This window comes from Mesorhizobium sp. B3-1-9 (assembly GCF_006439595.1).
In the GTDB taxonomy this organism is placed as follows: Bacteria; Pseudomonadota; Alphaproteobacteria; order Rhizobiales; family Rhizobiaceae; genus Mesorhizobium.
The window spans coordinates 335,206-361,114 of sequence record NZ_VFTJ01000001.1; the positions used below are offsets into that span (position 1 = coordinate 335,206).

The 25,909-nt window shown below is 64.0% G+C and carries 23 protein-coding genes; 10 read left to right on the forward strand and 13 right to left on the reverse strand.

Annotated elements, in window-relative coordinates; all coding sequences use genetic code 11:
* Positions 1-10 precede the first annotated feature (10 nt).
* The 4 genes from FJW07_RS01550 to FJW07_RS01565 form a co-directional block, all read right to left on the reverse strand.
* Complete coding sequence (locus FJW07_RS01550) at positions 11-1,567, reverse strand: NADH-quinone oxidoreductase subunit NuoF (RefSeq protein WP_140853999.1); 1,557 nt, start codon at positions 1,565-1,567, stop codon at positions 11-13.
* Complete coding sequence (locus tag FJW07_RS01555) at positions 1,564-2,043, reverse strand: formate dehydrogenase subunit gamma (RefSeq protein WP_140702593.1); 480 nt, start codon at positions 2,041-2,043, stop codon at positions 1,564-1,566. The genes FJW07_RS01550 and FJW07_RS01555 overlap by 4 nt, the downstream gene beginning before the upstream one ends.
* Positions 2,044-2,236: 193 nt before the next feature.
* The gene (locus FJW07_RS01560) at positions 2,237-3,136 is read right to left on the reverse strand and encodes a LysR family transcriptional regulator (RefSeq protein ID WP_140647077.1); all 900 of its coding nucleotides are present in this window, start codon (positions 3,134-3,136) and stop codon (positions 2,237-2,239) included.
* A 90-nt stretch (positions 3,137-3,226) separates the two neighbouring features.
* Positions 3,227-3,601, reverse strand: a complete 375-nt coding sequence (locus FJW07_RS01565) for a VOC family protein (protein WP_140647078.1) — start codon at positions 3,599-3,601, stop codon at positions 3,227-3,229.
* Between the two features lie 207 nt (positions 3,602-3,808).
* On the opposite strand from FJW07_RS01565, the gene FJW07_RS01570 reads away from it, so the two are divergent.
* Positions 3,809-4,984: an Mrp/NBP35 family ATP-binding protein gene (locus FJW07_RS01570; RefSeq protein WP_140854001.1), complete on the forward strand. Its 1,176-nt coding sequence runs from the start codon at positions 3,809-3,811 to the stop codon at positions 4,982-4,984.
* A gap of 23 nt (positions 4,985-5,007) precedes the next feature.
* Here the strand turns inward: FJW07_RS01570 and FJW07_RS01575 are convergent, their stop codons facing one another.
* A complete protein-coding gene (locus FJW07_RS01575; protein ID WP_140658335.1) occupies positions 5,008-5,457 on the reverse strand; it encodes a carbon monoxide dehydrogenase subunit G in 450 nt (149 codons plus the stop codon).
* A 150-nt stretch (positions 5,458-5,607) separates the two neighbouring features.
* On the opposite strand from FJW07_RS01575, the gene FJW07_RS01580 reads away from it, so the two are divergent.
* On the forward strand, positions 5,608-7,413 hold the full coding sequence (locus FJW07_RS01580) for an IlvD/Edd family dehydratase (protein ID WP_140854003.1): 1,806 nt from the start codon (positions 5,608-5,610) through the stop codon (positions 7,411-7,413).
* 127 nt (positions 7,414-7,540) lie between these two features.
* Complete coding sequence (locus tag FJW07_RS01585; protein ID WP_140854005.1) at positions 7,541-7,939, forward strand: hypothetical protein; 399 nt, start codon at positions 7,541-7,543, stop codon at positions 7,937-7,939.
* Between the two features lie 217 nt (positions 7,940-8,156).
* Here the strand turns inward: FJW07_RS01585 and FJW07_RS01590 are convergent, their stop codons facing one another.
* Positions 8,157-9,746, reverse strand: coding sequence for a trimethylamine methyltransferase family protein (locus FJW07_RS01590; RefSeq protein WP_140854007.1), 1,590 nt, complete (start codon positions 9,744-9,746; stop codon positions 8,157-8,159).
* Positions 9,747-9,964: 218 nt separating this feature from the next.
* Positions 9,965-11,458, reverse strand: coding sequence for a PLP-dependent aminotransferase family protein (locus tag FJW07_RS01595; RefSeq protein WP_140647084.1), 1,494 nt, complete (start codon positions 11,456-11,458; stop codon positions 9,965-9,967).
* Positions 11,459-11,869: 411 nt separating this feature from the next.
* Here FJW07_RS01595 and pgi point away from each other — a divergent pair, with 411 nt between their 5' ends.
* Positions 11,870-13,513, forward strand: a complete 1,644-nt coding sequence (gene pgi, locus FJW07_RS01600) for a glucose-6-phosphate isomerase (RefSeq protein WP_140854008.1) — start codon at positions 11,870-11,872, stop codon at positions 13,511-13,513.
* Between the two features lie 5 nt (positions 13,514-13,518).
* Positions 13,519-14,244, forward strand: coding sequence for an HAD family hydrolase (locus FJW07_RS01605; RefSeq protein ID WP_140647086.1), 726 nt, complete (start codon positions 13,519-13,521; stop codon positions 14,242-14,244).
* On the opposite strand, the gene FJW07_RS01610 is transcribed toward FJW07_RS01605, so the two are convergent.
* The 3 genes from FJW07_RS01610 to FJW07_RS01620 all read right to left on the reverse strand — a co-directional run bounded on the left by FJW07_RS01610 (position 14,241) and on the right by FJW07_RS01620 (position 17,256).
* Positions 14,241-14,876: a 50S ribosomal protein L11 methyltransferase gene (locus tag FJW07_RS01610; protein WP_140782605.1), complete on the reverse strand. Its 636-nt coding sequence runs from the start codon at positions 14,874-14,876 to the stop codon at positions 14,241-14,243. The two genes, FJW07_RS01605 and FJW07_RS01610, sit on opposite strands and share 4 nt — an antisense overlap.
* 71 nt (positions 14,877-14,947) lie before the next feature.
* Complete coding sequence (locus FJW07_RS01615) at positions 14,948-16,924, reverse strand: long-chain fatty acid--CoA ligase (RefSeq protein WP_140854010.1); 1,977 nt, start codon at positions 16,922-16,924, stop codon at positions 14,948-14,950.
* A gap of 107 nt (positions 16,925-17,031) precedes the next feature.
* Positions 17,032-17,256 (reverse strand): hypothetical protein, encoded by a 225-nt coding sequence (locus FJW07_RS01620; RefSeq protein ID WP_140854012.1) that lies wholly within the window; start codon positions 17,254-17,256, stop codon positions 17,032-17,034.
* A gap of 128 nt (positions 17,257-17,384) precedes the next feature.
* Here FJW07_RS01620 and FJW07_RS01625 point away from each other — a divergent pair, with 128 nt between their 5' ends.
* The 5 genes from FJW07_RS01625 to FJW07_RS01645 are packed head-to-tail and all read left to right on the forward strand — an operon-like array spanning position 17,385 to position 22,642.
* Positions 17,385-18,983 (forward strand): ABC transporter substrate-binding protein, encoded by a 1,599-nt coding sequence (locus FJW07_RS01625; RefSeq protein ID WP_140854014.1) that lies wholly within the window; start codon positions 17,385-17,387, stop codon positions 18,981-18,983.
* A 50-nt stretch (positions 18,984-19,033) separates the two neighbouring features.
* Positions 19,034-20,041, forward strand: a complete 1,008-nt coding sequence (locus FJW07_RS01630) for an ABC transporter permease subunit (protein ID WP_140702611.1) — start codon at positions 19,034-19,036, stop codon at positions 20,039-20,041.
* Entirely contained in the window at positions 20,042-20,950 is a 909-nt protein-coding gene (locus tag FJW07_RS01635; protein ID WP_140647090.1) for an ABC transporter permease subunit, read from the forward strand.
* The gene (locus FJW07_RS01640; protein WP_140854016.1) at positions 20,950-21,801 is read left to right on the forward strand and encodes an ABC transporter ATP-binding protein; all 852 of its coding nucleotides are present in this window, start codon (positions 20,950-20,952) and stop codon (positions 21,799-21,801) included. The genes FJW07_RS01635 and FJW07_RS01640 overlap by 1 nt, the downstream gene beginning before the upstream one ends.
* A gap of 13 nt (positions 21,802-21,814) precedes the next feature.
* A complete protein-coding gene (locus FJW07_RS01645) occupies positions 21,815-22,642 on the forward strand; it encodes a dipeptide ABC transporter ATP-binding protein (protein WP_140854018.1) in 828 nt (275 codons plus the stop codon).
* A 211-nt stretch (positions 22,643-22,853) separates the two neighbouring features.
* Here FJW07_RS01645 and FJW07_RS01650 read toward each other — a convergent pair whose 3' ends face one another.
* From FJW07_RS01650 to FJW07_RS01660, 3 genes are all read right to left on the reverse strand, one after another.
* Positions 22,854-24,143: a cysteine desulfurase-like protein gene (locus tag FJW07_RS01650; protein WP_140854020.1), complete on the reverse strand. Its 1,290-nt coding sequence runs from the start codon at positions 24,141-24,143 to the stop codon at positions 22,854-22,856.
* Between the two features lie 42 nt (positions 24,144-24,185).
* A complete protein-coding gene (locus tag FJW07_RS01655; RefSeq protein ID WP_140647094.1) occupies positions 24,186-24,860 on the reverse strand; it encodes an amino acid ABC transporter permease in 675 nt (224 codons plus the stop codon).
* Between the two features lie 187 nt (positions 24,861-25,047).
* Positions 25,048-25,845, reverse strand: coding sequence for an ABC transporter substrate-binding protein (locus FJW07_RS01660; RefSeq protein WP_140854022.1), 798 nt, complete (start codon positions 25,843-25,845; stop codon positions 25,048-25,050).
* Positions 25,846-25,909 lie beyond the last annotated feature (64 nt).

Here is a 25,909-nt window from a genome sequence, read left to right on the forward strand (position 1 = left end):
CTGCCAGCTCCTATTCAGCCGCCACGCGCGCAGGCGCGGGTTTGAAATCCTCGGGGAAATGCGTGATCGAGCTCATCACCGGGTAGGGCGTGAAGCCGCCCAGCGCGCAGAGCGATCCGAACTTCATCGTGTTGCAGAGATCGGTGACCAGAGCGAGGTTCTTCTCCGCCTCGATGCCGGCGGCGACCTTGTCGAGAACCTCCACGCCGCGCGTCGAGCCGATGCGGCAGGGCGTACACTTGCCGCAGCTTTCGATGGCGCAGAATTCCATGGCGAAGCGCGCCTGCTTCAGCATGTCGGCGCTGTCGTCGAACACGGTGATGCCGGCATGGCCGATCAGCCCGTCGCGCTTGGCGAATTCCTCGTAGTCGAAGGGTGTGTCGAACAAGGCGCGCGGGAAATAGGCGCCGAGCGGGCCGCCGACCTGCACCGCCTTGACCGGACGCCCCGAAGCCGTGCCGCCGCCGATGTCGTCGACGATCTCGCCCAGCGTCAGGCCGAACGCCGTCTCGAACAGGCCGCCATTCTTGACGTTGCCGGCGATCTGGATCGGGATCGTGCCGCGCGAGCGGCCCATGCCGAAATCCTTGTAGTAGGCGGCGCCCCTGTCCATGATTACAGGCACAGAGGCCAGGCTGATCACATTGTTGATCACCGTCGGCTTGCCGAACAGGCCCTGGATGGCCGGCAGCGGCGGCTTGGCGCGCACCACGCCGCGCTTGCCCTCGAGGCTGTTCAAGAGCGAGGTTTCCTCGCCGCAGACATAGGCGCCGGCGCCGACGCGGATCTCCATGTCGAAGGCGTTGGGCGAACCCAGCACATTGACGCCCAGCACGCCGGCCTTGCGGGCGATCGCCACGGCCTTGTTCATCGTCGCCACCGCATGCGGATATTCCGAGCGGATATAGACGAAACCCTTGGTCGCGCCGGTCGCGATGCCGGCGATCGCCATGCCTTCGATCAGCACGAAGGGATCGCCTTCCATGATCATGCGGTCGGCGAAAGTGGCGCTGTCGCCTTCGTCGGCGTTGCAGACGATGTATTTCTGCGCGCCCGCCGTATCCAGCACCGTCTTCCACTTGATGCCGGTCGGGAAACCCGCGCCGCCGCGGCCGCGCAGGCCGGACTCGGTAACCTGCTTGACGACGTCGGCCGGCGCCATGGCGACCGCGTTCTGCAGCCCGCGCAAGCCGCCCAGCGACTTGTAGGCGTCGAGCGACAGCGGGTCGTTGATGCCGCAGCGTGCGAAGGTCAGCCGCGTCTGCTTGGCGAAGAAGGGGATCTTGTCGGGCGAGCCCAGCCAGCGCTTGTGATGGCCGCCCTTGAGGAAGCCGCTGTCGAACAGGCTCTTGACGTCGGACGGCTTGACCGGCCCGTAGGCGACGCGGCCCTCGGCCGTGGCCACCTCGACCATCGGCTCCAGGAAATAGGCGCCGCGCGAGCCGTTGCGCACGATCTTGGCCTCGATGCCGCGCTCCTTGAGTTCCTTCTCGATCGCTTTGGCGACCTTTTCGGCGCCGAGCGCCATCGCGCCGGAATCTGCCGGGACATAGATGCGCGGGATCATGAACGTACCTCCGCGACGATCTCTTCGATCTTCTCGTCATCGAGCCGGCCGATGACTTCGCCGTCGAGCATCGCCGACGGCGAGCAGGCGCAAAGCCCGAGGCAGTAGACCGGCTCCAGTGTAACGGATCCGTCGCGCGTGGTCTCGTGGAAATCGATGCCGAGCAACTGCTTGACCTTGGCCGCGACGGTGTCCGAGCCCATCGACTGGCAGGCTTCCGCCTGGCAAAGCTTCAGCACATGCCGTCCGGCAGGCTTGGCGCGGAAATCGTGATAGAAGCTGACCACGCCGTGCACCTCGGCTCGGGAGAGGTTCAGCCCGTCGGCGATCACCGGCAGCGCGTCCTTCGGAACGTGCCCGAACTCTTCCTGTATGCTGTGCAGGATCGGCAGCAACGGGCCTTCGAGGCCCTTCATCTCGTCAATGATCGCCGCCGTGCGCGACGCGATCTCGGTACTTGCGGCCTGCATGGTCACGCAGCGCCCTCCCTGGTCGTGGCGGCCAATGTATGTCACCCCAGGATATAGAGCGGTTTCGGGGCAACGACATGCATAGGGCGCAATATCGCTAAGTCCTTACGAAATCAGAGGAAACCTCCGAAATCAATAAAGCGCTCCCGTCGCTCGATAGAAATTTTCTATCAAAATCAGGCAGCTCGCATTGTCTAGCCTAGCGGTGGCGGCGGAAATCGTCCGCCAGCGCCATCGCCTCGTCCAGCAGCGCCTGCACCAGCGGCGTGTGCGGCTCGCGCGGCGCCGCCACCAGCCCGACCGTGTGGCTGGCATCCGGCTCGACGATGGGGATGGCCCGGATGGGCTCGGAAAAGCCGAACGTTTCCGCAAGGTTGAGCGGCATGATCGATGACCATTTGCCTGTACGGATATGCGAGAAGAGAACGATCATCGAATTGGATTCCAGCGTCGGCCGCACCTGCACGCCGGCTTCCGCCAGGTGCTGGTCGATGATGCGCCGGTTCTGCATGTCCGGCGTCAGCAGGCAGAGCGGCAGCTGGCTGATCTCGGCCCACGACACTTTGTCGCGGTCGGAATAGGGGTTCCCGACCGCCGTGATCAGCTGGTAGCGCTCGTCATAGAGCGGCACGCTGGTGACGCGCCCGAGCGGCTCGTTGTCGAGATAGGTGATGCCGGCATCGACATCGAAATTACCGAGCAGCGACAGCACTTCGATGGATGTGCGCGACAGCACCGAAAAGGTGACGCCCGGATGCTTTTCGCGGAATGGCGTCGTCAGCCGCGCCACCATGGCCAGCGCCGTCGGGATCGCCGCGATCCGGATGCGCCCGGACAGACCGTGGCGCGCCGCCCGCATCTCCTCGCGCATGGTGCGCGAGTCGCCGACGATGCGGCGCGCCCAGCCCAGCACCTGCTTGCCTTCCGGCGTCAGGCCCTGGAAGCGGGAGCCGCGCAGCACCAGCATGACGCCGAGTTGCCCCTCGAGCTGCTTGATGCCGGCCGACAGCGTCGGCTGCGTGACGCCACACACCTCCGCGGCCCGGCCGAAATGCTCCTCCTTGGCCAAAGCGATGAAGAATTCCAGTTTGTCGATCATCGACGCAAACTATCGAGCGCCGAAAGCCTGCGCCAGATAGGCTGTTGCGATCGGGCACAATCTTGACGTCGGCCGACAACCCCGGCGCTTTTATCCAACCAGGTTGAGGATATTGCCGTCGGGGTCCTTGAACCAGGCGACCTTCATGCCGTCGCCGACATGGATGTCGCCTTCAAGCGTCAGGCCCGGCATCTCATAGTGCTCGAAGCTGACGCCTTTCGATTTAAGCGACTTGACGATCGGCTCGATCTGGTCGCCGACCGTCCATGTCACCGCTGTCGCCTTGTTGGTGCCGGCGAACTGCGAATGATAGACGTTGATGAGCGTGTCGCCGCTTTTGTAGACGATCAGTTCGCCGCCCATGTCGTCCACTTGGCTGAGGCCTAGCGTTCCTTCATAGAAAGCCTTGGCCCTTTCCAGGTCCTTCACTGCGAGATTGGCTGTCGCATTGCTGTTTTGGAGCATGACGGTCTCCTTCACAGATTATCGTGATGGCAATCGAGATAGCGCGGATAGTTCGTTTGACCATGGCCGAGGCCCGGACCTCGACCCCGGTGGCAAATCCGACACCATCCGTCGCTTTCCGGGGCACGCCGGGCGAGCCATTGCGCCACGGCTTGGTTCTGCCGGGAAACTGCACTATCTGGAACGCCAAAGCTCCGAGGAAAGATCATGACCGTTACCAAGGAATCCGTCGTCGAGCGCCTGAAGACGGTGAATGGGCCGGACTTCGCTGGCAACATCGTCGATCTCGGCATGGTCTCGGAAATATTCATCGCCGATTCGAAGGTCTTCTTCTCGATCACCGTTTCCGCCGCCCGCGCCCAGGAGCTGGAGCCGCTGCGCGCCGCCGCCGAACGCGCGGTGAAGGCCATCCCCGGCGTCGCCAGCGCCGTCGTCGCGCTGACGGCGGAGAAGAAGGGCGGCGGCATGGAAGCGCCCGTTCCGCCACGCCCGGCTGCTCCACGGCCCGCCGCTCCGCCGCCAGCGCCGCAGCGACCCGCGCTGCACGCGCCCGCATCGCAGAGCCACGGCAGGCGCGGCGTGCCCGGCATCGACGCCATCATCGCGGTCGCCTCCGGCAAGGGTGGCGTCGGCAAATCGACCACCGCGGTCAATCTGGCGCTCGGCCTTGCCGCCAACGGGCTGAAGGTCGGCGTGCTCGATGCCGACATTTACGGCCCGTCGATGCCTAGGCTGCTCAACATCCACGGCCGGCCGCAGACCGTCGACGGCAAGGTGCTGAAGCCGATGCAGAATTACGGCCTCAAGGTGATGTCGATGGGCTTCCTCGTCGATGAGGAGACGCCGATGATCTGGCGCGGCCCGATGGTGATGTCGGCGCTGACGCAAATGCTGCGCGAGGTCGAGTGGGGCCCGCTCGACGTGCTGGTGGTCGACATGCCGCCCGGCACCGGCGACGCCCAGCTGACCATGGCACAGCAGGTGCCGCTCGCCGGCGCCGTCATCGTCTCGACGCCGCAGGACCTCGCCCTGATCGACGCCCGCAAGGGCCTCAACATGTTCAAGAAGGTCGACGTGCCGCTGCTCGGCATCGTCGAGAACATGAGCTATTTCCTCGCCCCGGACACGGGCAAGCGCTACGACATTTTCGGCCATGGCGGCGCGCGCCGCGAGGCTGAGCGCCTCGGCGTCACCTTCCTCGGCGAGGTGCCGCTGGAAATGGGCATTCGCGAAAGCTCGGACGCCGGCACCCCGGTCGTCGCCTCCAAGCCGGACGGCGCAGAGGCGAAGATCTATCGCGATATCGCATTAAAGGTCTGGGAAAGGGTCCAGGAGGAGCGCGGCGCTGCCGAGGCCGCCGTGCCGAGCATCGTGTTCGAATAACCCCCTTTCCCTTGAGGGGAGGGTCAGGCGCCGACCTTCTCGCCGAACGTCGAGAAGAACTGTCCCGCAAGCTTCTTCGATGTTGACTCGATCAGCCGGCTGCCGAGCTGCGCGATCTTGCCTCCGACCTCGGCCTTGGCTGCGTATTTGAGCACTGTCGAGTCCGCCCCGTCGGCGGTCAGCGTCACGTCGGCGCCGCCCTTGGCGAAGCCGGCGATGCCGCCCTTGCCTTCGCCCTGGATGGTATAGGAATGCGGCGGCTTGAGGTTCTTCAGCGTGACTTCGCCGTTGAAGGTCGCCTTGATCGGGCCGATCTTCAGCACCACGGTCGCCGCCATCTCGGTGTTCGAGGTCTTTTCCAGACTCTGGCAACCGGGAATCGCCACTTTCAGGATTTCCGGGTCGTTGAGGGCTTCCCACACTTTCCCGATGGGTGCGGCGATCCGCTCCTCGCCTTCGATCACCAAAGCCATCAAGACCTCCCGGATTGCTGATGCTGGTCGGTCGTAGCGCGCGGCCCGAAACAAGTCTATCGCACCAAAGTCCGGGTCCCGGCAGCGCCTGCCTCTTGCCTGCATGGACGCATTGTCCTATCGATTTGTCATACAAATACGGAGACCACCATGGCAGGCGCCCCCACCAGGAAGAAGAAATTTCGCTCGCAGGAGTGGTTCGACAATCCCGACAATCCAGGCATGACGGCGCTCTATCTCGAGCGTTACCTCAATTACGGCCTGACGCGCGCCGAGCTGATGTCGGGCAAGCCGCTGATCGGTATCGCGCAGACCGGTTCCGACCTTTCGCCCTGCAACCGGCATCACATCGAGCTTGCCAAGCGCGTGCGCGAAGGCATCGTCTCGATGGGCGGCATCCCGTTCGAGTTCCCGTGCCATCCGATCCAGGAGACCGGCAAGCGCCCCACCGCCGCGCTCGACCGCAACCTCGCCTATCTCAGCCTCGTCGAGGTGCTCTACGGCTATCCGCTTGATGGCGTCGTGCTCACCATCGGCTGCGACAAGACCACGCCTGCGCTTCTTATGGCTGCAGCGACCGTCAACATACCGGCGATCGCGCTGTCGGTCGGCCCGATGCTCAACGGCTGGCACAAGGGCAAGCGCACCGGCTCCGGCACGATCGTCTGGGAATCGCGCCAAAGGCTATCAGCCGGCGAGATCGACTATGACGAGTTCATGGACATCGTAGCCTCCTCGGCGCCGTCGACCGGCTATTGCAACACCATGGGCACCGCCACCACCATGAATTCGCTGGCCGAGGCGCTCGGCATGCAACTGCCGGGCTCCGCTGCCATTCCCGCGCCCTATCGCGAGCGCGGCCAGATCGCCTACGAGACCGGCAAGCGCATCGTCGACATGGTGCATGAGGACCTGAAGCCCTCCGACATCATGACGCGCGAGGCCTTCGAGAACGCCATCGTCGTCAACTCGGCCATCGGCGGCTCTACCAACGCGCCGATCCACCTCAACGCCATCGCACGCCATCTCGGCGTGCCGCTCGACAATGACGACTGGCAGAAGATCGGCCTCGACATCCCGCTCCTGGTCAACCTGCAGCCGACGGGCGAGTATCTCGGCGAGGACTATCACCATGCCGGCGGCGTGCCGGCGGTGGTGGCCGAGCTGATGAAGGCCGGGCGCCTGCCGCATCCCGATGCCATGACCGCCAACGGCAAGACCATCGGCGACAATTGCAGCAGCGCCGTCAACGAGAATTCCGACGTTATCCGCAGCGTCGACAAGCCGTTGAAGGCCAATGCCGGCTTCATCAACTTCAAGGGCAATCTGTTCGATTCGGCGATCATGAAGATGAGCGGCATCTCGCCGGAATTCCGCGAGCGCTATCTGTCTAACCCGAACGACCCTGAAGCCTTCGAGGGCAACGCCATGGTCTTCGACGGGCCGGAGGACTATCACGCCCGCATCGACGATCCGGCGCAGGGCATCGACGAGCACACCATCCTGTTCATGCGCGGCGCCGGTCCGGTCGGCTATCCGGGCGGCGCCGAGGTGGTCAACATGCAGCCGCCGGCCTACCTCATCAAGAAGGGCATCCACGCCCTTGCCTGCATCGGTGACGGCCGGCAGTCCGGCACGTCGGGCTCTCCGTCGATCCTGAACGCCTCGCCTGAAGCCGCGATCGGCGGCGGGCTGGCGCTTCTCAAGAGCGGCGACCGCGTCCGCATCGACCTGAAGAAGGGCACGGCCAATATCCTCGTCAGCGACGACGAGATCGCCAAGCGGCGCGCCGCGCTGCAGGCCAACGGCGGCTATCACTATCCCAAGCACCAGACGCCCTGGCAGGAGATCCAGCGTGGCATGGTCGACCAGTTCTCGGCCGGCATGGTGCTGAAGCCGGCGGTGAAGTACCAGGACGTCGCCCATACCAGCGGCGTGCCGCGCGACAATCACTGAATTTCCGGCTTGGTGAAATCAAGGGGCGGCTTGCGAAGCGCAGCCGCCCCTTTCTTGTGCCCTTGTTTCAGCCGCCCGGTGCATCCAGATAGGCGTCGTACAAGCTGGTTGAGGACACAGGATCATCATGGCCAGGCGGCGCTCTTCCCTCGGCTTTCTCGGCATGTTCGGTCGCTCCGGCGACTTGCGCCAGCTCGACGACGCGTTGCGCGCGGCCGACCTGCATCCGGCCTTGGTGCCGGAAGGAGTGAAGCTTACCATCGTCAATCTGATGAACGACCGCTGGCCCGATGAGCAGCCGGCAGGCGCCTATCAATCCGTGGCGCAGCTCTGCGGCTATTGCGTCGCCGGGCCGCAGGTGTTCGAGCAGGCCAACGGCCGCGAGCCGACAGTGGCGGTCGAGCGCCGCATCGAGGCGGCGCTGGAGGCCGGCGACAGTTTCGACGCGCAGATCGTGCTGATGACGCTGCACGCCAAGCTGATCAACGCCGAGGTCGTCGAGCGCTTTGGGCTCAGTGTGGAGTGAACCGCTGGGTGGGATGCGTCTGGATTCAGGTCAGGCCGAGTCGAAAAAGGTGTTTTTCGAGAACCGGAGCGGAGCGTACTTACGTACGTGAGCACCGGCCTACGCCAGCCGTAGCTTTAACTTCCGCGCCGCCGCCCATGAGTGCTTCGGCCGGCGAAGGCCGGAAGCACAGGAAGCCGCCATTTGCAGGCCGGCCTCACCGGAATATCAATGCGTCCTAGCCGCCCATCTTGTTGCGCGGCAGCTTGATCATCTCGCCGAAGCGCGCGCGCAATTTGTCGTCGAGCAGGCGCGAGACGTGGCGCGGGAAGCGCTCGGCAAGCACGCGCTTCTTCTCCGCGATCGCCCGCGACAGGATGTCGGGCCGGCCCTTTTCGTTCCATTCCTTGGGCGAGAAACGGTCGCCGACGGCGGGATAGAAATACTCGGTCTGCATCAGCTTCAGCGTCTGATCGTTGCCGAGATAGTGTCCGGGACCCTTCATGCAGACATCGGCGATGGTGTCGATCGACAGCGCCTCGTCGGTCACCTCGATGCCGCGCACGCAGCGCAGGCAATGGCCGAGCATGTCGTTGTCGATGATCAGGCTTTCCAGGCAGAAGCCGAGCAGCGAGGCATGCATGCCGGCTGACTCATAGACGAGATTGAGGCCGGCAAGACCGGCCATCACGTCGGTGATGCCTTTTTCATAACCAGACTGGATGTCGGGCAGTTTCGAATCCGTCATGCCGGCGGCCGAACCACCCGGCAGGTCGTAATATTGCGCCATCTGCGCGCAGGCCGCGGTCAGCACCGCCTGTTCGGCCGAGCCGCCGGACATGGCGCCGGTGCGGAGGTCGGAAACGAAGGGCCAGGTGCCGAAGATCGCCGGATGCCCGGGCTTGATGGCATTGACATAGACCAGGCCCATCAGCACTTCCACCACCGCCTGCACGACGGCTCCGGCAATCGCCGCCGGCGCGGTGGCGCCGGCTTGGCCGGCCGACAGAAGCAGGATCGGAATGCCGCCTTCGACGCAGGCCTCGAGCACGCCGCAGGCGTCCTCGGCGAACTTCATCGGCGGCACGACGAAGCAGTTCGAGTTCGACACGAACGGCCGCGCCCGGAAATTCTCCTCGCCGCCGGCGATCGCATAGAGCATTTCCAGCGCCGGCTTGACGTTCTCGCGCACGGTGAACGAGGTGCCGACATGCTTGGATGTCCCCATCACGCAGGCATAGAGCGTGTTGAAATCCATATCGAGCGGATCGGGAATGTCGCGCGGCACCATGGTGCGCTGGAAGAAATGGATGTTGTCGAGCCCGTCGACGAGACGGGCGGCGTCGTAGAGATCCTGCAGCAGCGATTCGCGGTATTCGCGCTTCTCGACGTCGACCAGATGCACCGCCGCGCCCGCCGTGCCGTAATGCACGCGTTTGCCCTGGATCAGCATGTCGTGCTTCGGATCCTGGCCGTGGAGGGTGAAGTTGCGCGCGGCCTTCTTGATCGTGTCCAGCACCAGCGCGCGCGGCAGCCGGATGCGGCCGTCATCGCCATAGGTGCCGCCGACCCGGGTCAGCGCTTCGATACAGGATGGGATGGCGTTGGCGAAGCCGACCGTCTCCAGGAGCGTCAGCACCGCTTCGTGGATGCGCTCGCGATCGTTCTGGCTCAATGGCCCGTAGCTGCCGCCCTCGAGGCCTGCCCGCACCGGCCGGATGTCGTCGGCTAAAGGCGCTGCCCGCATTGCACGACGCGCTTCGCGCCCGCCGGAACGCCGCGAACGCTGGTCCGACGACGCTTCCTGCTTCTCGAGAGCCACTGACATGGAAGCACTCCACCTTTTGTCTTAATCTGCGAAGCTGACGCGGCGGTTGGTCCACCATCGGCCTGCCTCGTCCCCTTCTGGCCCCGACTATGCCGTCGGCATTGGTGCAGCCTATGAGCCAGCCAATCCCGTCGAATATGCCAGATTTCTAAAGCGATAAGGGCGCCCAAACAAAAAGGGCCGGCGCAGCGCCGGCCCTTTTTGGAAGTCTGTGGCGGTCAGGCGGCCGCGGGCCTGCGGCCGGCGGCGGTGGCGAGTTCGCGGATGCCCGGCTCGATATGCTGCAGCGAGATCGAGGAGATGCCCAAGCGCATGAAACGAGAGGGCTTTTCGCTGCGGTCGAAGAACCGGTCGCCGGGTTCGATGATGACGCTGCGCGAAGCGGCGGCTTCGGCCAGGCCACGTGAATCGGTACCGCGCGGCCCTTCCAGCCAGAGCGATGTGCCGCCCGCCGAGTCGGTCGAGCGCCATTCTGGCAGAAAAGCGGAAATCGCATGGACCAGACGCTTGCGCCGTTCGTCGAAGGCGGTGGAAAGCCTGCGCACCAGCGCCTCGTGATGGCCGAGCGACAGGAACAGCGCAACGGCGCGCTGGTTATTCGCCGGCGGGTGTCTGAGCATGAAGCGGCGCAGCGCGCGAAGCTCGGCGATCAGCCCGGCCGAGGCCACGATGTAGCCAAGTCTGAGACCCGGAGCCAGCGTCTTCGACATCGAGCCGACATAGATGACGCGGCCGGAGCGATCGAGGCTCTTCAGCGCCTGCTGCGGCGCCTCGTCGAGCAGTTGGCTGTCATAGCCGTCCTCGATGATGATCTGGTTGTTGCGGTTGGCGCGCGCCAGAAGATCCTGCCGCCGCTCCGCCGACAATGGCACCATGGTCGGGCAGTGGTGGCTGGGCGTGACGAAGACGAAGCCGGAATCGCTGGGGATCGACGAGGTCACGATGCCCGACTGGTCGACCGGGACCGGCTGGATATCGGCGCCGGCCAGCCGGAAGATCGAGCGGGCATCGGGATAGCCGGGGTCTTCCATCGCCACTTTCGAGCCCTTGGTCATCAAGAGCGTGGCCAACATATAGAGCGCGTTCTGCGCCCCCAGCGTCACGATGATCTCGTCCGGATTGGCGAAGATGCCGCGCCGCGGCAAAAGCCTGGCCTGGATCTGCTCGATCAGCAGCGGATCGTCGCGGTCCACCATGTCGGACGCCCAGTTGCGGATCTCGAGCACCGCCAGCGCCATGCGGTTGCACTCGCGCCATTCGGCGGTCGGAAACAGCGCCGGATCGAACTGGCCGTAGACGAACGGATAGGAGGACTTGATCCAGTTGTCGTGCTTGGCCGGCGGCGGCATGTCGCTTGCGGCGATCTGCCGGCGCGCCTTCCAGTCGATCTCGTTCTGCTGGTCCGGCGCCTTCTGGTGCGGCTTGGCGGGAGTGGCCAGCACGTCCGGATTGACGAAATGGCCGCGCCGTTCGCGCGCGACCAGGAAGCCCTGGTCGACCAGCTGCTGGAAGGCGAGCACCACCGTGCCGCGGGCAACCCCAAGTTTTTCCGCGAGAATGCGGCAGGACGGCAGCGGCATCGAGGCGGCGATCTGTCGGTCGAGAATGGCCGCGACGATCGCTTGGCGGATCTGCGCCTGAAGGGTTTGGCCGGATTCAGCCGAAATCCGGAACAGGCCGGACCATATGGCCGTGTCATTGCGCTGTGGCATGGGAAATCTTCCTCGGATGGCCAGCTGTTTTCACTTGGCTGGACCAGTGGAGTGTATGGGTGGCATAAGGGGTTGCGCCAATCAATTTTTCTGATCGCTGGGATTTATGCCAGTGATCTATCAAGCGCGACGCGGAGCGTCGTCGCCACACGTTAAGGCGCGACGCGCAGCGTCGTCGTGGCATCACCCCAAGCGCGATGCGCAGCATCGTCGCCTCGCGATGCGCAGGATCGTCGCGGCGAAATTCCCGCCTCCTCACCGTCCAATATCACCTCTCATCAAAGCGTGACGAGGTGCGTCATCGCCACCGCTTGAACGAAATGGAAATCGGCTCGATAGAATGACGCGCCGACACGCGCCGGAAACATCCGGCCTGTTAAAATGGTTTAAAAACCCGCCAGGAGCCCGCCAGTGGATCAGTCAAGCTTCGACAAGCAGGTCGCCGCTCTGCGTGAGCAGCGCGCGGCGGCCAGGGGCACCATGCGCGAGGCCTTCGCCGCCGATCCCAAACGCTTCGAGACATTCTCCGCCACCGATGGCGATCTTCTGCTCGATTGGTCGAAATGCGCCGTCGACGCAAGCACGATGGCGATGCTGGAAAAGCTCGCGGGCGCGGCCGATCTCGCGGAACGCCGCGCCGCGATGTTCGAAGGCAAGAAGATCAACATCACCGAGAATCGTGCCGTGCTGCACACCGCGCTGCGCAACCTGACCGGCAAGAGCGTGATCGTCGACGGTCAGGACACCAAGGCCGACGTGATTGCCGTGCTCGACGCCATGGGCGCCTTTGCCGACGCCATCCGCTCCGGCAAGGCGCCTGGCGCCACCGGCAAGAAGATCACCGACATCGTCAACATTGGCATCGGCGGCTCGGACCTCGGCCCGGCGATGGTGACGCTGGCGCTAGCGCCCTACCATGATGGGCCGCGCGCGCATTACGTCTCCAATGTCGACGGCGCCCATATCCATGACACGCTGAAGGGCCTGTCTCCCGAAACGACTTTGTTCATCATCGCCTCCAAGACCTTCACCACGGTCGAGACGATGACGAATGCGCAGACGGCGCGCGATTGGGTGCAGAAGGCGCTTGGCAAGGAAGCGGTCGGCAAGCATTTCGCCGCTGTCTCGACCGCCCTCGACCTCGTGGCGAAGTTCGGCATCGAACAAGACCGCGTCTTCGGCTTCTGGGACTGGGTCGGCGGCCGCTACTCGGTCTGGAGCGCCATCGGCCTGCCGGTGATGATTTCCGTCGGCCCGCGCAATTTCCGCGCTTTCCTCGATGGCGCGCATGAGATGGACGAGCATTTCCGCACCGCGCCGATGCAAAAGAACCTGCCGGTGCTTTTGGGGCTCATCGGCTGGTGGCATCGCGTCGTCTGCAAATATCCGGCCCGTGCCGTCATTCCTTACGACCAGCGCCTGTCGCGCCTGCCGGCCTATCTGCAGCAGCTCGACATGGAATCGAACGGCAAGAGCGTCACGCTGGACGGCACCGCGGTCGCCACGCCGACCGGTCCGCTTGTCTGGGGCGAGCCCGGCACCAACGGCCAGCATGCCTTCTTCCAACTCCTGCATCAGGGCACCGACTTCATCCCGGTCGAGTTCCTCGCCGCCGCCATCGGTCACGAGCCTGAACTGAAGCACCAGCACGATCTGCTGCTCGCCAACTGCCTGGCGCAGTCGGAAGCCTTCATGAAGGGGCGAACGCTGGAAGAGGCGCGCGCGCAGATGCTGTCCAAGGGCATGAAGCCGGCCGACGTCGATCGCATTGCGCCGCACCGCGTCTTCTCGGGCAATCGCCCCTCGCTGACCATTCTCTATAGAAAGCTCGATCCGCGCACGCTGGGTCGGGTCATCGCGCTTTACGAGCATCGCGTCTTCGTCGAGGGCACGCTGTTCAACATCAATTCCTTCGACCAATGGGGTGTTGAGTTGGGCAAGGAATTGGCGACCGGCCTGCTGCCTGTCGTGGAGGGTAAGGAGACTGCCGCAAAGCGCGACGCCTCGACTGCCGGACTGGTGGGACATATCCACCAATTGCGTGGCGCGGAGTAAAAGGATTGGCGGATATCAAGGGAATATTGTTCGACAAGGACGGCACGCTTGTCGACTTCAACACAACCTGGCTCGGCGTCGCCGACTTCATGGCGATGGATGCCGCCGAGGGCGACCGCTGGAAAGCGGATAGGTTGCTTGCCGCCGCCGGCTTCGACTTCGTCACGAAACGCTTCAAGCCCGATTCGATCTTCGCTTCCGGTTCGAACATGGACGTCGTCGAGCTCTGGTTCCCGCGTCTGTCCGAGGAGGACCAGATGCACGCCGTTTCCCGCTTCAACGAGATCACTTCGGTGCAGGGGTCGGCCATGGCGGTCGCGCTGCCGGGCGTCATCGACTCGCTGCGGACACTGCACAAACGATCCTATCGGATGGGCGTTGCCACCAACGATTCGACCAGCGGCGCCGAAAGGACGCTCGCTACGCTGGGCATCGCGCAGCTCTTCGATGCTGCCTTCGGCTACGACGCCGTTGCCAATTCCAAGCCGGCGCCCGACACGGTCGTCGCTTTCTGCGACCTGACCGGGCTAAAACCGGGCGAGATCGCCATGGTCGGCGACAACCGCCATGACCTCGAAATGGCGCGCGCCGGCGGCTGCGGCCTGGCGGTGGGCGTTCTCTCCGGCACCGGCACGCGCGACTCGCTGGCGCCGATGGCGGACGTCGTTCTGGATTCGGTTGCCGACCTGCCTGATTTCCTGGCCGCGCGGGTGAACGTTCCGGCGGGCTAACCACGTTCCGCCACGAAAGCGAACACGGCGCTGGGCCTGGGCTCGCTGCCGCCGTTTCCGCCGACATCCGGCACCTGGTATTCGCCGAGCAGGCAAAGCCGTGGCCTGGGCAGCCAGGCGCGGCCGGGGTCGCCGACCAGCACGTCGATGCCGGCGGCGAGGCAGCGGTCGAGGAACGGCATCATCCGCTGCCCCACGTCCTGCGCGTAGAAGACGTCGCCCGCCAGCACCAGCTCGACCGCCGGCGGCGGACCGGTGGTAATGTCCTTGCCGACGATCTCGATGGCGACGCCATTTGCTTGCGCGTTGAGGCCGAGCGCCACAGCGCCGTTGCGGTCTATCTCTGCCGCGATCACCGCGCGCGCTCCGGCCTTTGCCGCCGCGATGCCGACCAGCCCCGAGCCGGCGCCGAGGTCGAGCACCCGTTTGCCGGCGACGATCGACGGACGGTCGAGGATATAGCGGGCCAGCACCGCGCCACCGGCCCAGGCATAGGCCCAATAGGGTGGCTGTGGCTCGGTCGCGTTTCCGTCGCTGTCGTCGTCCGGTTCGAGCAGCCGCCGCAGTCCGCTGCCGGGATGCGCCTGATGGAGCTGGACCTCCGGCACTGACGGCACCGGCGCCAGCCGCATGTTCGCCTTGATGAATTCCGCCGGATCGAGCCGCTCGCCTCGCTCACGTGTCTTGCCGGCGGAGTGATCGCTCAAGCCTGGTCCCGCAGCGCCCGCCGCAGGATCTTGCCGACCGGCGTCTTCGGCAGCTCGGTGCGGAACTCGATGAATCTCGGCCGCTTGTAGCCGGTCAGGTTCTCGCGGCAATAGGCCATCAGCGCCTCGACGGTGAGCGCTGGGTCCTTCTTCACCACGAACAATTTAGGCACTTCGCCGGAATGCTCGTCCGGCACGCCGATCGCCGCCACTTCGAGCACGCCCGGGTGATGCGCCACCACCTCTTCCAGTTCGTTGGGATAGACGTTGAAGCCGGAGACCAGGATCATGTCCTTCTTGCGGTCGACGATCTTGGTGTAGCCGCGCTCGTCCATGAAGCCCATGTCGCCGGATTTGAAGAAGCCGTCCTTGGTCATCACCTTGGCGGTCTCGTCGGGCCGGTTCCAGTAGCTGGCCATCACCTGCGGGCCGCGGATGCAGATCTCGCCCACTTCGCCGAGCGGCACGTTGTTGCCGTCGTCGTCGCGGATGGCGATTTCGGTCGAAGGCAGCGGCAGGCCGATCGTGCCGGTGAAGTCGCTGGAGCTGAACTTGTTGGCGGTCGCCACCGGCGAGGTTTCGGACAGACCGTAGCCTTCGCTTACCGGGCAGCCGGTCAGCGCCTTCCAGCGTTCGGCGACGCCCTTCTGCACCGCCATGCCGCCGCCCAGCGTCAGGATCAGCGGCTTGAAGTCGAGCTTGCGGAACTCCTCATTGTTGAGCAGCGCGTTGAACAACGTGTTGAGGCCGGGAAAGATGTGCATCGGGTATTTCGCCAGTTCCTTGACGAAGCCCGGAATGTCGCGCGGGTTGGGGATCAGCACGTTTTGCGCGCCCTGCTGCATGCCCATCAGCGCGTTCACCGTCAGCGCGAAGATGTGATAGAGCGGCAGCGCGCAGATGAAGTTGAGATGCGCCGGCTTGGGCTTCACCGTATAGGCGTCCTCCACCCAAAGCGAATTCTGCGCGACGTTCGAAAGCACGTTGCGATGCAGCAGCACAGCGCCCTTCGAGACGCCGGTGGTGCCGCCCGTATATTGCAGGAAGGCGATGTCGTCGCCTGAGACCGTGGGGGGCTTGAAGGCGATGGTCGCGCCGGTCTTGAGCACCGCGTTGAATTTGACATGGCCGGGCAGCGACCATGCCGGAACCATCTTCTTCACCCGCCGCACGACGAGGTTGACGATGGCGCCCTTGAGGCCGCCCAGCATGTCGCCCATCGCCGCGACGATGACATGCTTGACCGGCGTCCTGGCGATCACTGCCTGCAGCGTGCCGGCGAAGTTTTCGAGGATGACGATCGCCTGCGCGCCGGAATCCTTCAACTGATGCTCCAGCTCGCGCGGCGTGTAGAGCGGATTGACGTTCACCACCGTGTAGCCGGCGCGCAGGACGGCCATCATCGCCACCGGATATTGCAGCACGTTCGGCATCATCAGCGCCACGCGCGCGCCCTTCTCCAGGCCTCTCGCCTGCAGGTAGGCGCCGAACGCGGCCGACAGCCGCTCGAGCTCGGCGTAGGTCATCGACTTGCCCATGCACACGAAGGCCGGCTGCCCACCGAATTGCTTGCAGGCGCCGACCAGGAAGTCGCCGATGGACTTGTAGGGCAGGGCGCCGATCTCGGCCGGCATGTTCTTCGGATAGCTTTTCAGCCATGGCTTTTCCGGCAGGCCGACAGTGAGCTCGGTGATCGCTTTCGGCAGGCCTTTCGAGGCAGGTCTGGCGGTGGTCGGCTTGGCGGCCTCCGCTTTTGCGGTTGCCGGCTTGTCCACTTTCGCGGCTGCGGCCTTGGACTTTGCCGCTGCGGGTTTGCCGGTGGCTGGTTTCGCGGCGGACTTGGCGGGCGCAGGCTTTGCTGCCGCCTTTGCCTTCGGCGCGGCTGCGGCCTTCATAGCCTTGGGCGCATCGCTTCCGGCGGCGGCCTTGGCCCTTGCTTTCGCCGCGGCTGTCGTCTTGGCTGCTTTTGCCACCTGTCTCTCCCTGTCGCCTTCTATCCGGGCGCCCGCCTCCAAACGAAGCGTCCTCCTCGCCGGTTGCGGATTTTCCGGAAATCCCGCCCATCGTCTATGTATTGCCTCTATCGGCGACCGTGCAAGCCTTGCCCCAGCGGCAATGCGGGGAAAGATTTGCCGTCGAAACGCTGTGCTTCGATCGCCTTCCGCATCGTGCTCGGACGGAGGGCAATTCCAGGCAGCCATGCCTGACGCCGCCATTTCGAAAGGCGGCCGATCAATAAAAAATCGCCATCGTTAATAATGTCGTGAGCAGAAAAAACTGCTAATTTTTTCTGCATTTGGAGCAAAAGCTAGATTCTTTTCCCGCTTCCCATGGGGTACGCAAACGAGGTGTTCCAAAGGCGAAGAAACGGTGCTTATATGCGCCCTTCGCGAGCCTGATAGAGGGGCTTGAGAGAACATCAGGGAGTGCTCAATGAAAAAGACAATGACTTTTGCAGCCGCGTTGCTGGCTGCAAGCGTCCTCAGCGGCATGGCCAGTGCTAAGACGCTCGTTTATTGCTCGGAAGCGTCGCCGGCCAATTTCGATCCGGGTACGACGACCGGCGGTAACGACTTCGACGCGTCTTCGCGCACCGTCTATTCGCGACTGGTCGAATTCAAGCACGGTGGCACCGAGATCGAGCCTGGTCTGGCCGACAAGTGGGAAATTTCCGACGATGGCCTGGTCTATACTTTCCATCTGCATCCGGGTGTGAAGTTCCAGACCACCGACTATTTCAAGCCGACGCGCGACCTCAACGCCGACGACGTCGTCTTCTCCTTCGATCGCCAGTTCAACAAGGAGAATCCATGGAACGGCGACAAGTATCTGCCGAACCTCACCTGGGACTATTACACCGGCATGGACATGCCGAAATACGTCGCCAAGTGGGAGAAGGTCGACGACCTCACCGTCAAGCTGACGCTGACCGAGCCGAACGCGCCGATGCTGGCCAATCTCGGCATGGACTTCGCCTCGATCGTGTCGAAGGAATATGCCGACCAGCTGCAGAAGGACGGCAAGATGGCCGACTTCTCGACCAAGCCGATCGGCACCGGTCCGTTCCAGTTCGTCGACTACCAGCTGGATTCGGTCATCCGCTATGCGGCCAATCCCGACTACTTCAAGGGCAAGGAAAAGATCGAGGATCTCGTCTTCGCCATCACGCCTGACGCGACCGCCCGCATCCAGAAGGTGCTGGCTGGCGAATGCGACATCGCGCCCTATCCGAACCCGGCCGACATCGCCACCATCAAGGCCAACAAGGACGTGACCCTGATGGATCAGGCCGGCCTGAACATCGGCTACATGAGCTACAACACCACGATCCCGCCGCTCGACAAACCGGAAGTGCGTCATGCGCTCAACCAGGCGATCGACCGGGAAGCCCTGATCAAGTCGCTGTTCCAGGACGCCGGCGCCACACCGGCCGAGAACCTCATCCCGCCGACCATGTGGTCGTGGGACAAGGACGTGAAGACCGACGCCTACAATCCGGATGAGGCCAAGAAGGTGCTTGAGGCTGCCGGGCTGAAGGAAATCCAGCTCTGGGCTGCCGATCGCGTTCGTCCCTACAACCCGAACTTCCAGCGCGCGGCTGAGCTGATTCAGGCCGACTGGGCCAAGGTCGGCGTCAAGGCGAACATCGTCAACTACGAGTGGACGAAGTATCGCGAGGAAGGCAAGAAGAAGGACCGTCCCGGCGCCTTCCAGATCGGCTGGACCGGCGACAATGGCGATCCGGACAACTTCTTCGCCACTCTCTTCGCCTGCTCCGCCATCGGCGTGTCGAACTACTCCAGCTGGTGCGACAAGGACTTCGAGGACCTGATCCAGAAGGCCAAGAAGACCAGCGACCAGGCCGAGCGCACCAAGCTCTATGAGCAGGCGCAGGTGATCTTCGCCAAGGAAGCGCCCGCCTTCCTGCTGGCGCACAGCCAGGTCTATTCGGTCGTTCGCAACAACGTCACCGGCTACAAGATGGACCCGCTCGGCATTCACCGCTTCGACGGCGTTGACAAAGCCGAATAAGATTGCGAACGGGGCGGCGTAAACTTTAGCGCCGCCCCATTCCATTCAAGATGCTCCGATATCTTCTCAACAAAATCGCCCTCCTGATCCCGACCCTTGTCGGCATCACCATCTGCGCCTTCGCGTTCGTGCGGCTGCTGCCCGGCGACCCGATCCTCGCCATGGCCGGCGAGCATGGCGTCGCGCCCGCCCGCTATGAAGAGCTGAAGCAACAGTTCGGCTACAATCTGCCGATTTGGGAGCAATACGCTCGCTATGTCGGTGAGGTCGCCACCGGCGATTTCGGCGTCTCCATTTCCTCCAAGCGTCCGGTGCTCGAAGAGTTCAAGACACTCTTCCCGGCGACGCTGGAGCTGTCCTTCTTCGCCATGATCTTCGCCATGGTCCTCGGCATCCCGGCCGGCATCTTTGCCGCCGTCAAACGCGGCTCCTGGTTCGACCAGTCGCTGATGGGCACGGCGCTTGTCGGCTATTCCATGCCGATCTTCTGGTGGGGCCTACTGCTCATCATCTTCTTTTCCGGCTATCTCGGCTGGACGCCCGTCTCGGGCCGCATTGGCCTGCAGTTCTTCTTCAAGCCGATCACCGGCTTCATGACGATCGACACCTTGCTCTACGGCAAATGGGACGCCTTCCGCTCGGCGCTCAGCCATCTCGTCCTGCCGGCGATCGTGCTCGGCACCATTCCGCTGGCGGTGATCGCGCGCCAGACGCGATCGGCCATGCTGGAAGTGCTGGGCGAAGACTATGTCCGCACCGCGCGCGCCAAGGGCCTTTCGGCGGGCCGCGTCATCGGCGTGCATGCGCTGCGCAACGCGCTGATCCCGGTCGTCACCACCATCGGCCTGCAGGTCGGCACACTGCTCGCCGGCGCCATCCTCACCGAAACCATCTTCGCCTGGCCGGGCATCGGCAAGTGGATGGTCGATTCCATCTTCAAGCGCGACTATGTCGTCGTGCAATCGGGTCTGCTGTTGATCGCCCTCATCGTCATGGCGGTGAACCTCATCGTCGATGTGCTCTACGCCGTCATCAACCCACGCATCAGGGCGGCATAAATGAGCCAGACCGAAATCGCCCCGATGGCCGCCGGCAGCCCGGATCGCCTCACCGGCCTCAAGACCTTCTGGCACTATTTCTCGGTCAACCGCGGCGCCGTCATCGGCCTGTTCGTCTTCATCCTGTTGGTGCTGGCTGCCCTCTTCGCGCCGCTGCTCGCGCCCTATGCGCCCGACGTGCAGGACAAGACCGCGTTCCTGCGGCCTCCGGCCTGGCAGGATGGCGGCTCGACGCAATATCTGCTCGGCACCGACCCGGTCGGCCGCGACATCCTCTCGCGCCTGCTTTACGGCGCGCGCTTCTCGCTGCTGATCGGCGCGGTGGTGGTCACGCTGGCTCTCACCGGCGGCATCACGCTCGGCCTGCTGGCGGGCTATTTCCGCGGCTGGGTCGACGTCGCGATCATGCGCGTCATGGACCTGATCCTGGCCTTCCCGTCGCTGCTCTTGGCGCTGGTGCTGGTCACCATCCTCGGCCCCGGCCTGTTCAACGCCATGCTGGCGATCGCGCTCGTCCTGCAGCCGCATTTCGCCCGCCTGGTGCGCGCCGCCGTGATGGCCGAGAAGAGCCGCGAATATGTCGTGGCGGCCAAGGTCGCCGGCGCCGGACATATCAGGCTGATGCTTGCCACCATCCTGCCCAACTGCCTGGCGCCGCTGATCGTCCAGGGCACGCTGTCCTTCTCCAACGCCATCCTAGAAGCCGCAGCGCTCGGCTTCCTCGGCCTCGGCGCCCAGCCGCCGACGCCGGAATGGGGAACCATGCTTGCCTCGGCGCGTGAATTCATCCTGCGCGCCTGGTGGGTGGTGACCTTCCCCGGTCTCGCGATCCTCATCACCGTGCTTGCCATCAACCTGGTCGGCGACGGCCTGCGCGATGCGCTCGATCCCAAGCTCAGGAGGTCATGATGGCGCTGCTCGACATCCAGAACCTCGTCGTCGAATTCCAGACCGCGTCCGGCCCGTTCCGCGCCGTCGACGGCGTCTCGCTCCATGTCGACGAGCGCGAGGTGCTCGCCATCGTCGGCGAGTCCGGCTCCGGCAAGTCGGTGTCGATGCTGGCCGTCATGGGCCTGTTGCCTTGGACCGCCACCGTCACCGCCGACCGTATGACCTTCAACGGCCGCGATATGTTGAAAATGAGCCCGACCGATCGCCGCAAGATCATCGGCAAGGATATTGCCATGATCTTCCAGGAGCCGATCGCCAGCCTCAATCCCTGCTTCACCGTCGGCTTCCAGATCGAGGAAGTGCTGCGCTTCCACATGGGCATGGACAAGGCCCAGCGCCGGGCGCGCGCCATCGAGCTTTTCAAGCAGGTCGGCATTCCGGAACCGGAGCAGCGGCTCAATTCCTTCCCGCACCAGATGTCGGGCGGCCAGTGCCAGCGCGTCATGATCGCCATGGCGATCGCCTGCAACCCCAAGCTCCTGATCGCCGACGAGCCGACCACCGCGCTCGACGTCACCATCCAGAAGCAGATCCTCGATCTGCTGGTCTCGCTGCAGGCCAAATACGGCATGGGCCTGATCATGATCACCCACAATATGGGCGTGGTGGCCGAGACCGCCGACCGCGTCATCGTCCAGTACAAGGGCCGCAAGATGGAAGAGGCCGACGTGCTGTCGCTCTTTGAATCGCCTAAGAGCAACTACACCCGCGCGCTGCTCTCGGCGCTGCCGGAGAACGCCGTCGGCGACCGGCTGCCGACCGTCTCCGACATGCTGTTCGAGCCGGCGCCCCAGGGAGCTAGTACATGACCGGAGCCGGGGCATGACCAAGGTCGTCGAAGGCAAGGACATCAAGCGCGACTACCATGTCGGCGGCGGCCTGTTCCGCGGCGCGCGCACCGTGCACGCGGTCAAGGGCGTGTCCTTTAGCGTCGAGAAGGGCAAGACGCTTGCCATCGTCGGCGAGAGCGGCTGCGGCAAGTCCACGCTAGCCCGCATCATCACGCTGATCGATCCGGCCACCTCCGGAGAACTCTTCATCGACGGCAACAAGGTCGACATCGCCAGGGATGGCTTGTCGAAGGAAATGCGCCGCAAGGTGCAGATCGTGTTCCAGAATCCTTATGGCTCGCTCAACCCGCGCCAGAAGATCGGCGACGTGCTCGGCGAGCCGCTCTTGATCAACACCGACAAGCCGGCCGAAGAGCGGCGCGACCTGGCAATGAAGATGCTGAAGAAGGTCGGCCTCGGACCGGAGCATTACAACCGCTACCCGCACATGTTCTCCGGCGGCCAGCGCCAGCGCATCGCCATTGCCCGCGCGCTGATGCTGAACCCGAGCTTGCTGGTGCTGGACGAGCCGGTCTCGGCGCTCGACCTTTCGGTGCAGGCGCAGGTGCTGAACCTGCTCGCCGACCTGCAGGACGAGTTCCAGCTCACCTATGTCTTCATCAGCCACGACCTCTCGGTGGTGCGCTACATCGCCGACGACGTGATGGTGATGTATTTCGGCGAAGCGGTCGAATACGGCCCGCGCGACGAGGTCTTTTCCGACCCCAAGCACGCCTACACCAAGACGCTGTTCGCCGCGACGCCGCGCGCCGACATCGCGAGCATCAAGGCGAGGCTGGCGAAGAAGCAGGCGGCGTAAGCCCGCAGGTCGCCACCACAGAGGCGATAGCCCAGAGGTCGTCACGCCGCTCTAAGATCCATTCCGTTACCTCAGCCGAAGCGTGCAGCGGAGCAGAATTCTGCACCGCTGCAACACGTTGAAGTCACGGAATGGATCCTCGGGTCTGCGCCGCGTCGCTTCGCTCCTTGCTTCGCCCGTGGATGACGACCCCGAGCTAATTGCGCTCCGCCTACGACAACTTCGCAATAATCGCCCGCAGCGCCGCGCCGAATTTGTGCACTTCCTCCACCGTGTTGTAATGCACCAGCGAGGCGCGGATGGCGCCGCTGTCCATCGACAGGTTGAGGCGCTTCATCAGCCGCGGCGCGTACATGTGGCCGTCGCGGATGCCGATCTGCATCTCGGCCATTTCCTCTACGATCCGTTGCGGCGACAGCGTGCCGATGTTGAAGCAGAAGGTCGGCACGCGCTCATGGATGCGGGCCTCGTCGCCGACGCCGTAAATCGTCGCGCCGCAATCCTTCAGCGCCTTCAGCATCTCGCGCGCTAGCATCAGCTCGTAGTCGCGGATGGCGTTCATGCCGGCGACGATGTTGTCGCGGCGCGAGCGGTTGTTTTCGGGCAGGAAATTGCGGCCGATCGATTCCAGATAGCGCACCGCCGCGTCCATGCCGGACACATTCTCGTAGATGAAGGTGCCGGCCTCGACCTTGTAGGGCGGCTCGTCGGGGATGAAATCCTCGCGGAACGTCGGCAGCCGCTTCAGCGTTTCGAAGCGGCCCCACAGGAAACCCATATGCGGCGAGAAATTCTTGTAGCCGGAGCAGACGAGATAGTCGCAGCCCCAGGCCTGCACGTCCATCAGTCCGTGCGGCCCGTAATGCACGCAGTCGAGGAACACTTCGGCGCCTGCCGCATGCGCGATCCTGGCCACCGAGGCGACGTCGACGATCGAGCCGATCGAATGCGCCGTCACCGTGCAGGCGACGAGGCGCGTGCGCTCCGACACCAGCGGCTTGAGATCGTCGACATGCAGATTGCCGTCCTCGCGCATGCGCCACCATTTGAACTTGGCGCCGGCGGATTCCAGTGCCAGCCATGTGGCGATGTTGGCGTCATGGTCCATGTCGGTGACGACGATCTCGTCGCGTCCCCCAACCGCGTCATTGGAAAGCATCTGGCCGATGCCGAGGCTGACCAGGCGGATGAACGATGTGGCGTTCATGCCGAAGCAGATTTCGGACGGGCAGTAGGCATTGATCAGCAGCGCGACGCTTGTCCGCGCCTCGGCCACCGACTGGTCGACGGTGACGCTGCGGCCATAGCGGCCGCCGCGCTGCACATTGTGCGACACCAGATGGTTGGTCACCGCGTCGAGCACGCTTTGCGGGATCTGCGCGCCGGCGGCATTGTCCATGAAGATGAAGTCGCCGGCACGCTGCAGCGCCGGGAACATCGCCCGAATCTTTTCGACGGGGAACGCGGCGGCGTTCGCATTGTCTGTCTGATGCTTGTTCACGGGTAAGCTCCTGCGAAGGACTTGGATGGGGACTGGTTGGCGTCAGCGCGTCTTCTCTGTCTGGAAGCGGCGCTCGAGCAGGCTGACCAGGCGAACCATCGGCCAGAGGAAGATGAGATAGACGAGCGCCGCGCCGATCAGCGGTGACGGGTTCGCGTAGAGCGACTGTGCATTGGTCGCTTCCTTCAAGAGTTCCGGCAGCGCCACGGTCGAGGCGAGCGAAGTGTCCTTGAACATCGAGACGCAATTGCTGGTCATTGGCGGGATGACCACGCGGATGGCTTGCGGCAGCACCACTTTGCGCAGAGTGAGCATGAACGGCAGGCCGAGCGCCTGCGCCGCCTCGAACTGGCCCTTCGGAATGCTCTCGATGCCGGAGCGGAACACTTCGGCCGAATAAGCCGACATGATGATGGCGAATGCCGTCACGGCGGACGCCCAGGACGACAGGCGGATGCCGAGGAAAGGCAGCGCGTAATAGATCAAGATCAGCACGACCAGCACCGGCAAGGCGCGGAAGATGTCGGTGTAGCCGATGGCGAGCCAGCGCAGCGGTTTTGGCGCGTAGAGCCGCACCAGGCTGATCGCCAGCCCCATGACGATGCCGATGACGATGCTCATAATTCCGAGCAGCAGCGTGTTGAGGAAGCCGCGCAGCAGCGCCGGCAGGCTCGACGCGATGACGTCGGGATTGAAGAAGGTGTCGATCAGCGACATGGGGTGTTCCCGAACCGTGTCAGAGCAATTCCAGGAAAAGTGTGAAAACGGTTTTCCGTCCGGAATTGCGTAAAAACGAGGGTAGAGGCCCGAAACATCAGATCAGCTCTGCCCTGGGGTTCCGGGAGAAAGGAAACGAGCCGTGCGGGCCTCGAAAGCCGACACGGCTCGTTTTTCGTCAGTCCGCTCAGGCCTTGGGCAGCGGCATTTCCTTGACCGTCGAGGAGTCGGCCGGCGCGTCGGTTCCGAACCACTTCTTGTGGATGGCGGCCAGCGTGCCGTCCTTCTTCATCGCCGTCAGCGCGTCGTTCAGCTTGCCGAGCAGCGGATGGTCCTTGGTCATCATCAACCCGTACTGTTCGCCGGTCTTGATGCGCTGCTTGACGACGAGGTCCTTCATCTTCTGGAAGGAGTACTGCATGCCGGGGACGTCGCTGACGGCGGCGTCGACGCGGCCGGCGCTGAGGTCGAGCAGAAGGTTCTGCTGCGTGTCGTAGCCTTTCACGTCGCTGAAGCCGTCGGCTGCCTGGTGGTCCTTGACCCAGGTCTCGCCGGTCGAGCCGGATAGCACGCCGACGACCTTGCCCTTGAGATCTGCCTCGGCGTTGATCGCGCTGTCGGTCTTGGTGGCGATGCCCATGTCGGAATCATAATAGGGCTGCGTGAAGGACTGCGACTTCAGCCGCTCGGCCGTGATGGTGATCGAGGAGATGGCGACGTCGATGCGCTTCGAGGTGGTGGCCGCGAACAGCGCCTGGAAGCCGAGATCGGCGATGTCGGTGGTCATGCCGATGCGCTTGGCCGCCTCGTTGACGATGTCGACCTCGAAACCTTCGAAAGTGCCGCTCTCGTTCTTGTATTCGAAGGGCGGGTTGGTCGGGTAGGCGCCGACATTGAGCACATCGGCGGCATAAGCGGTGGCGGAGCCGGCGGCGATGCCGATGGCGGCGGCCAGAACAAGCAGGTTGCGACGCGTAAAGCTCATTTGGTTTCCCTCTGGGTCTTCCCTCTGGTTGTTGATCGGGCAGGGCTGACCCCGCACGGTTTCT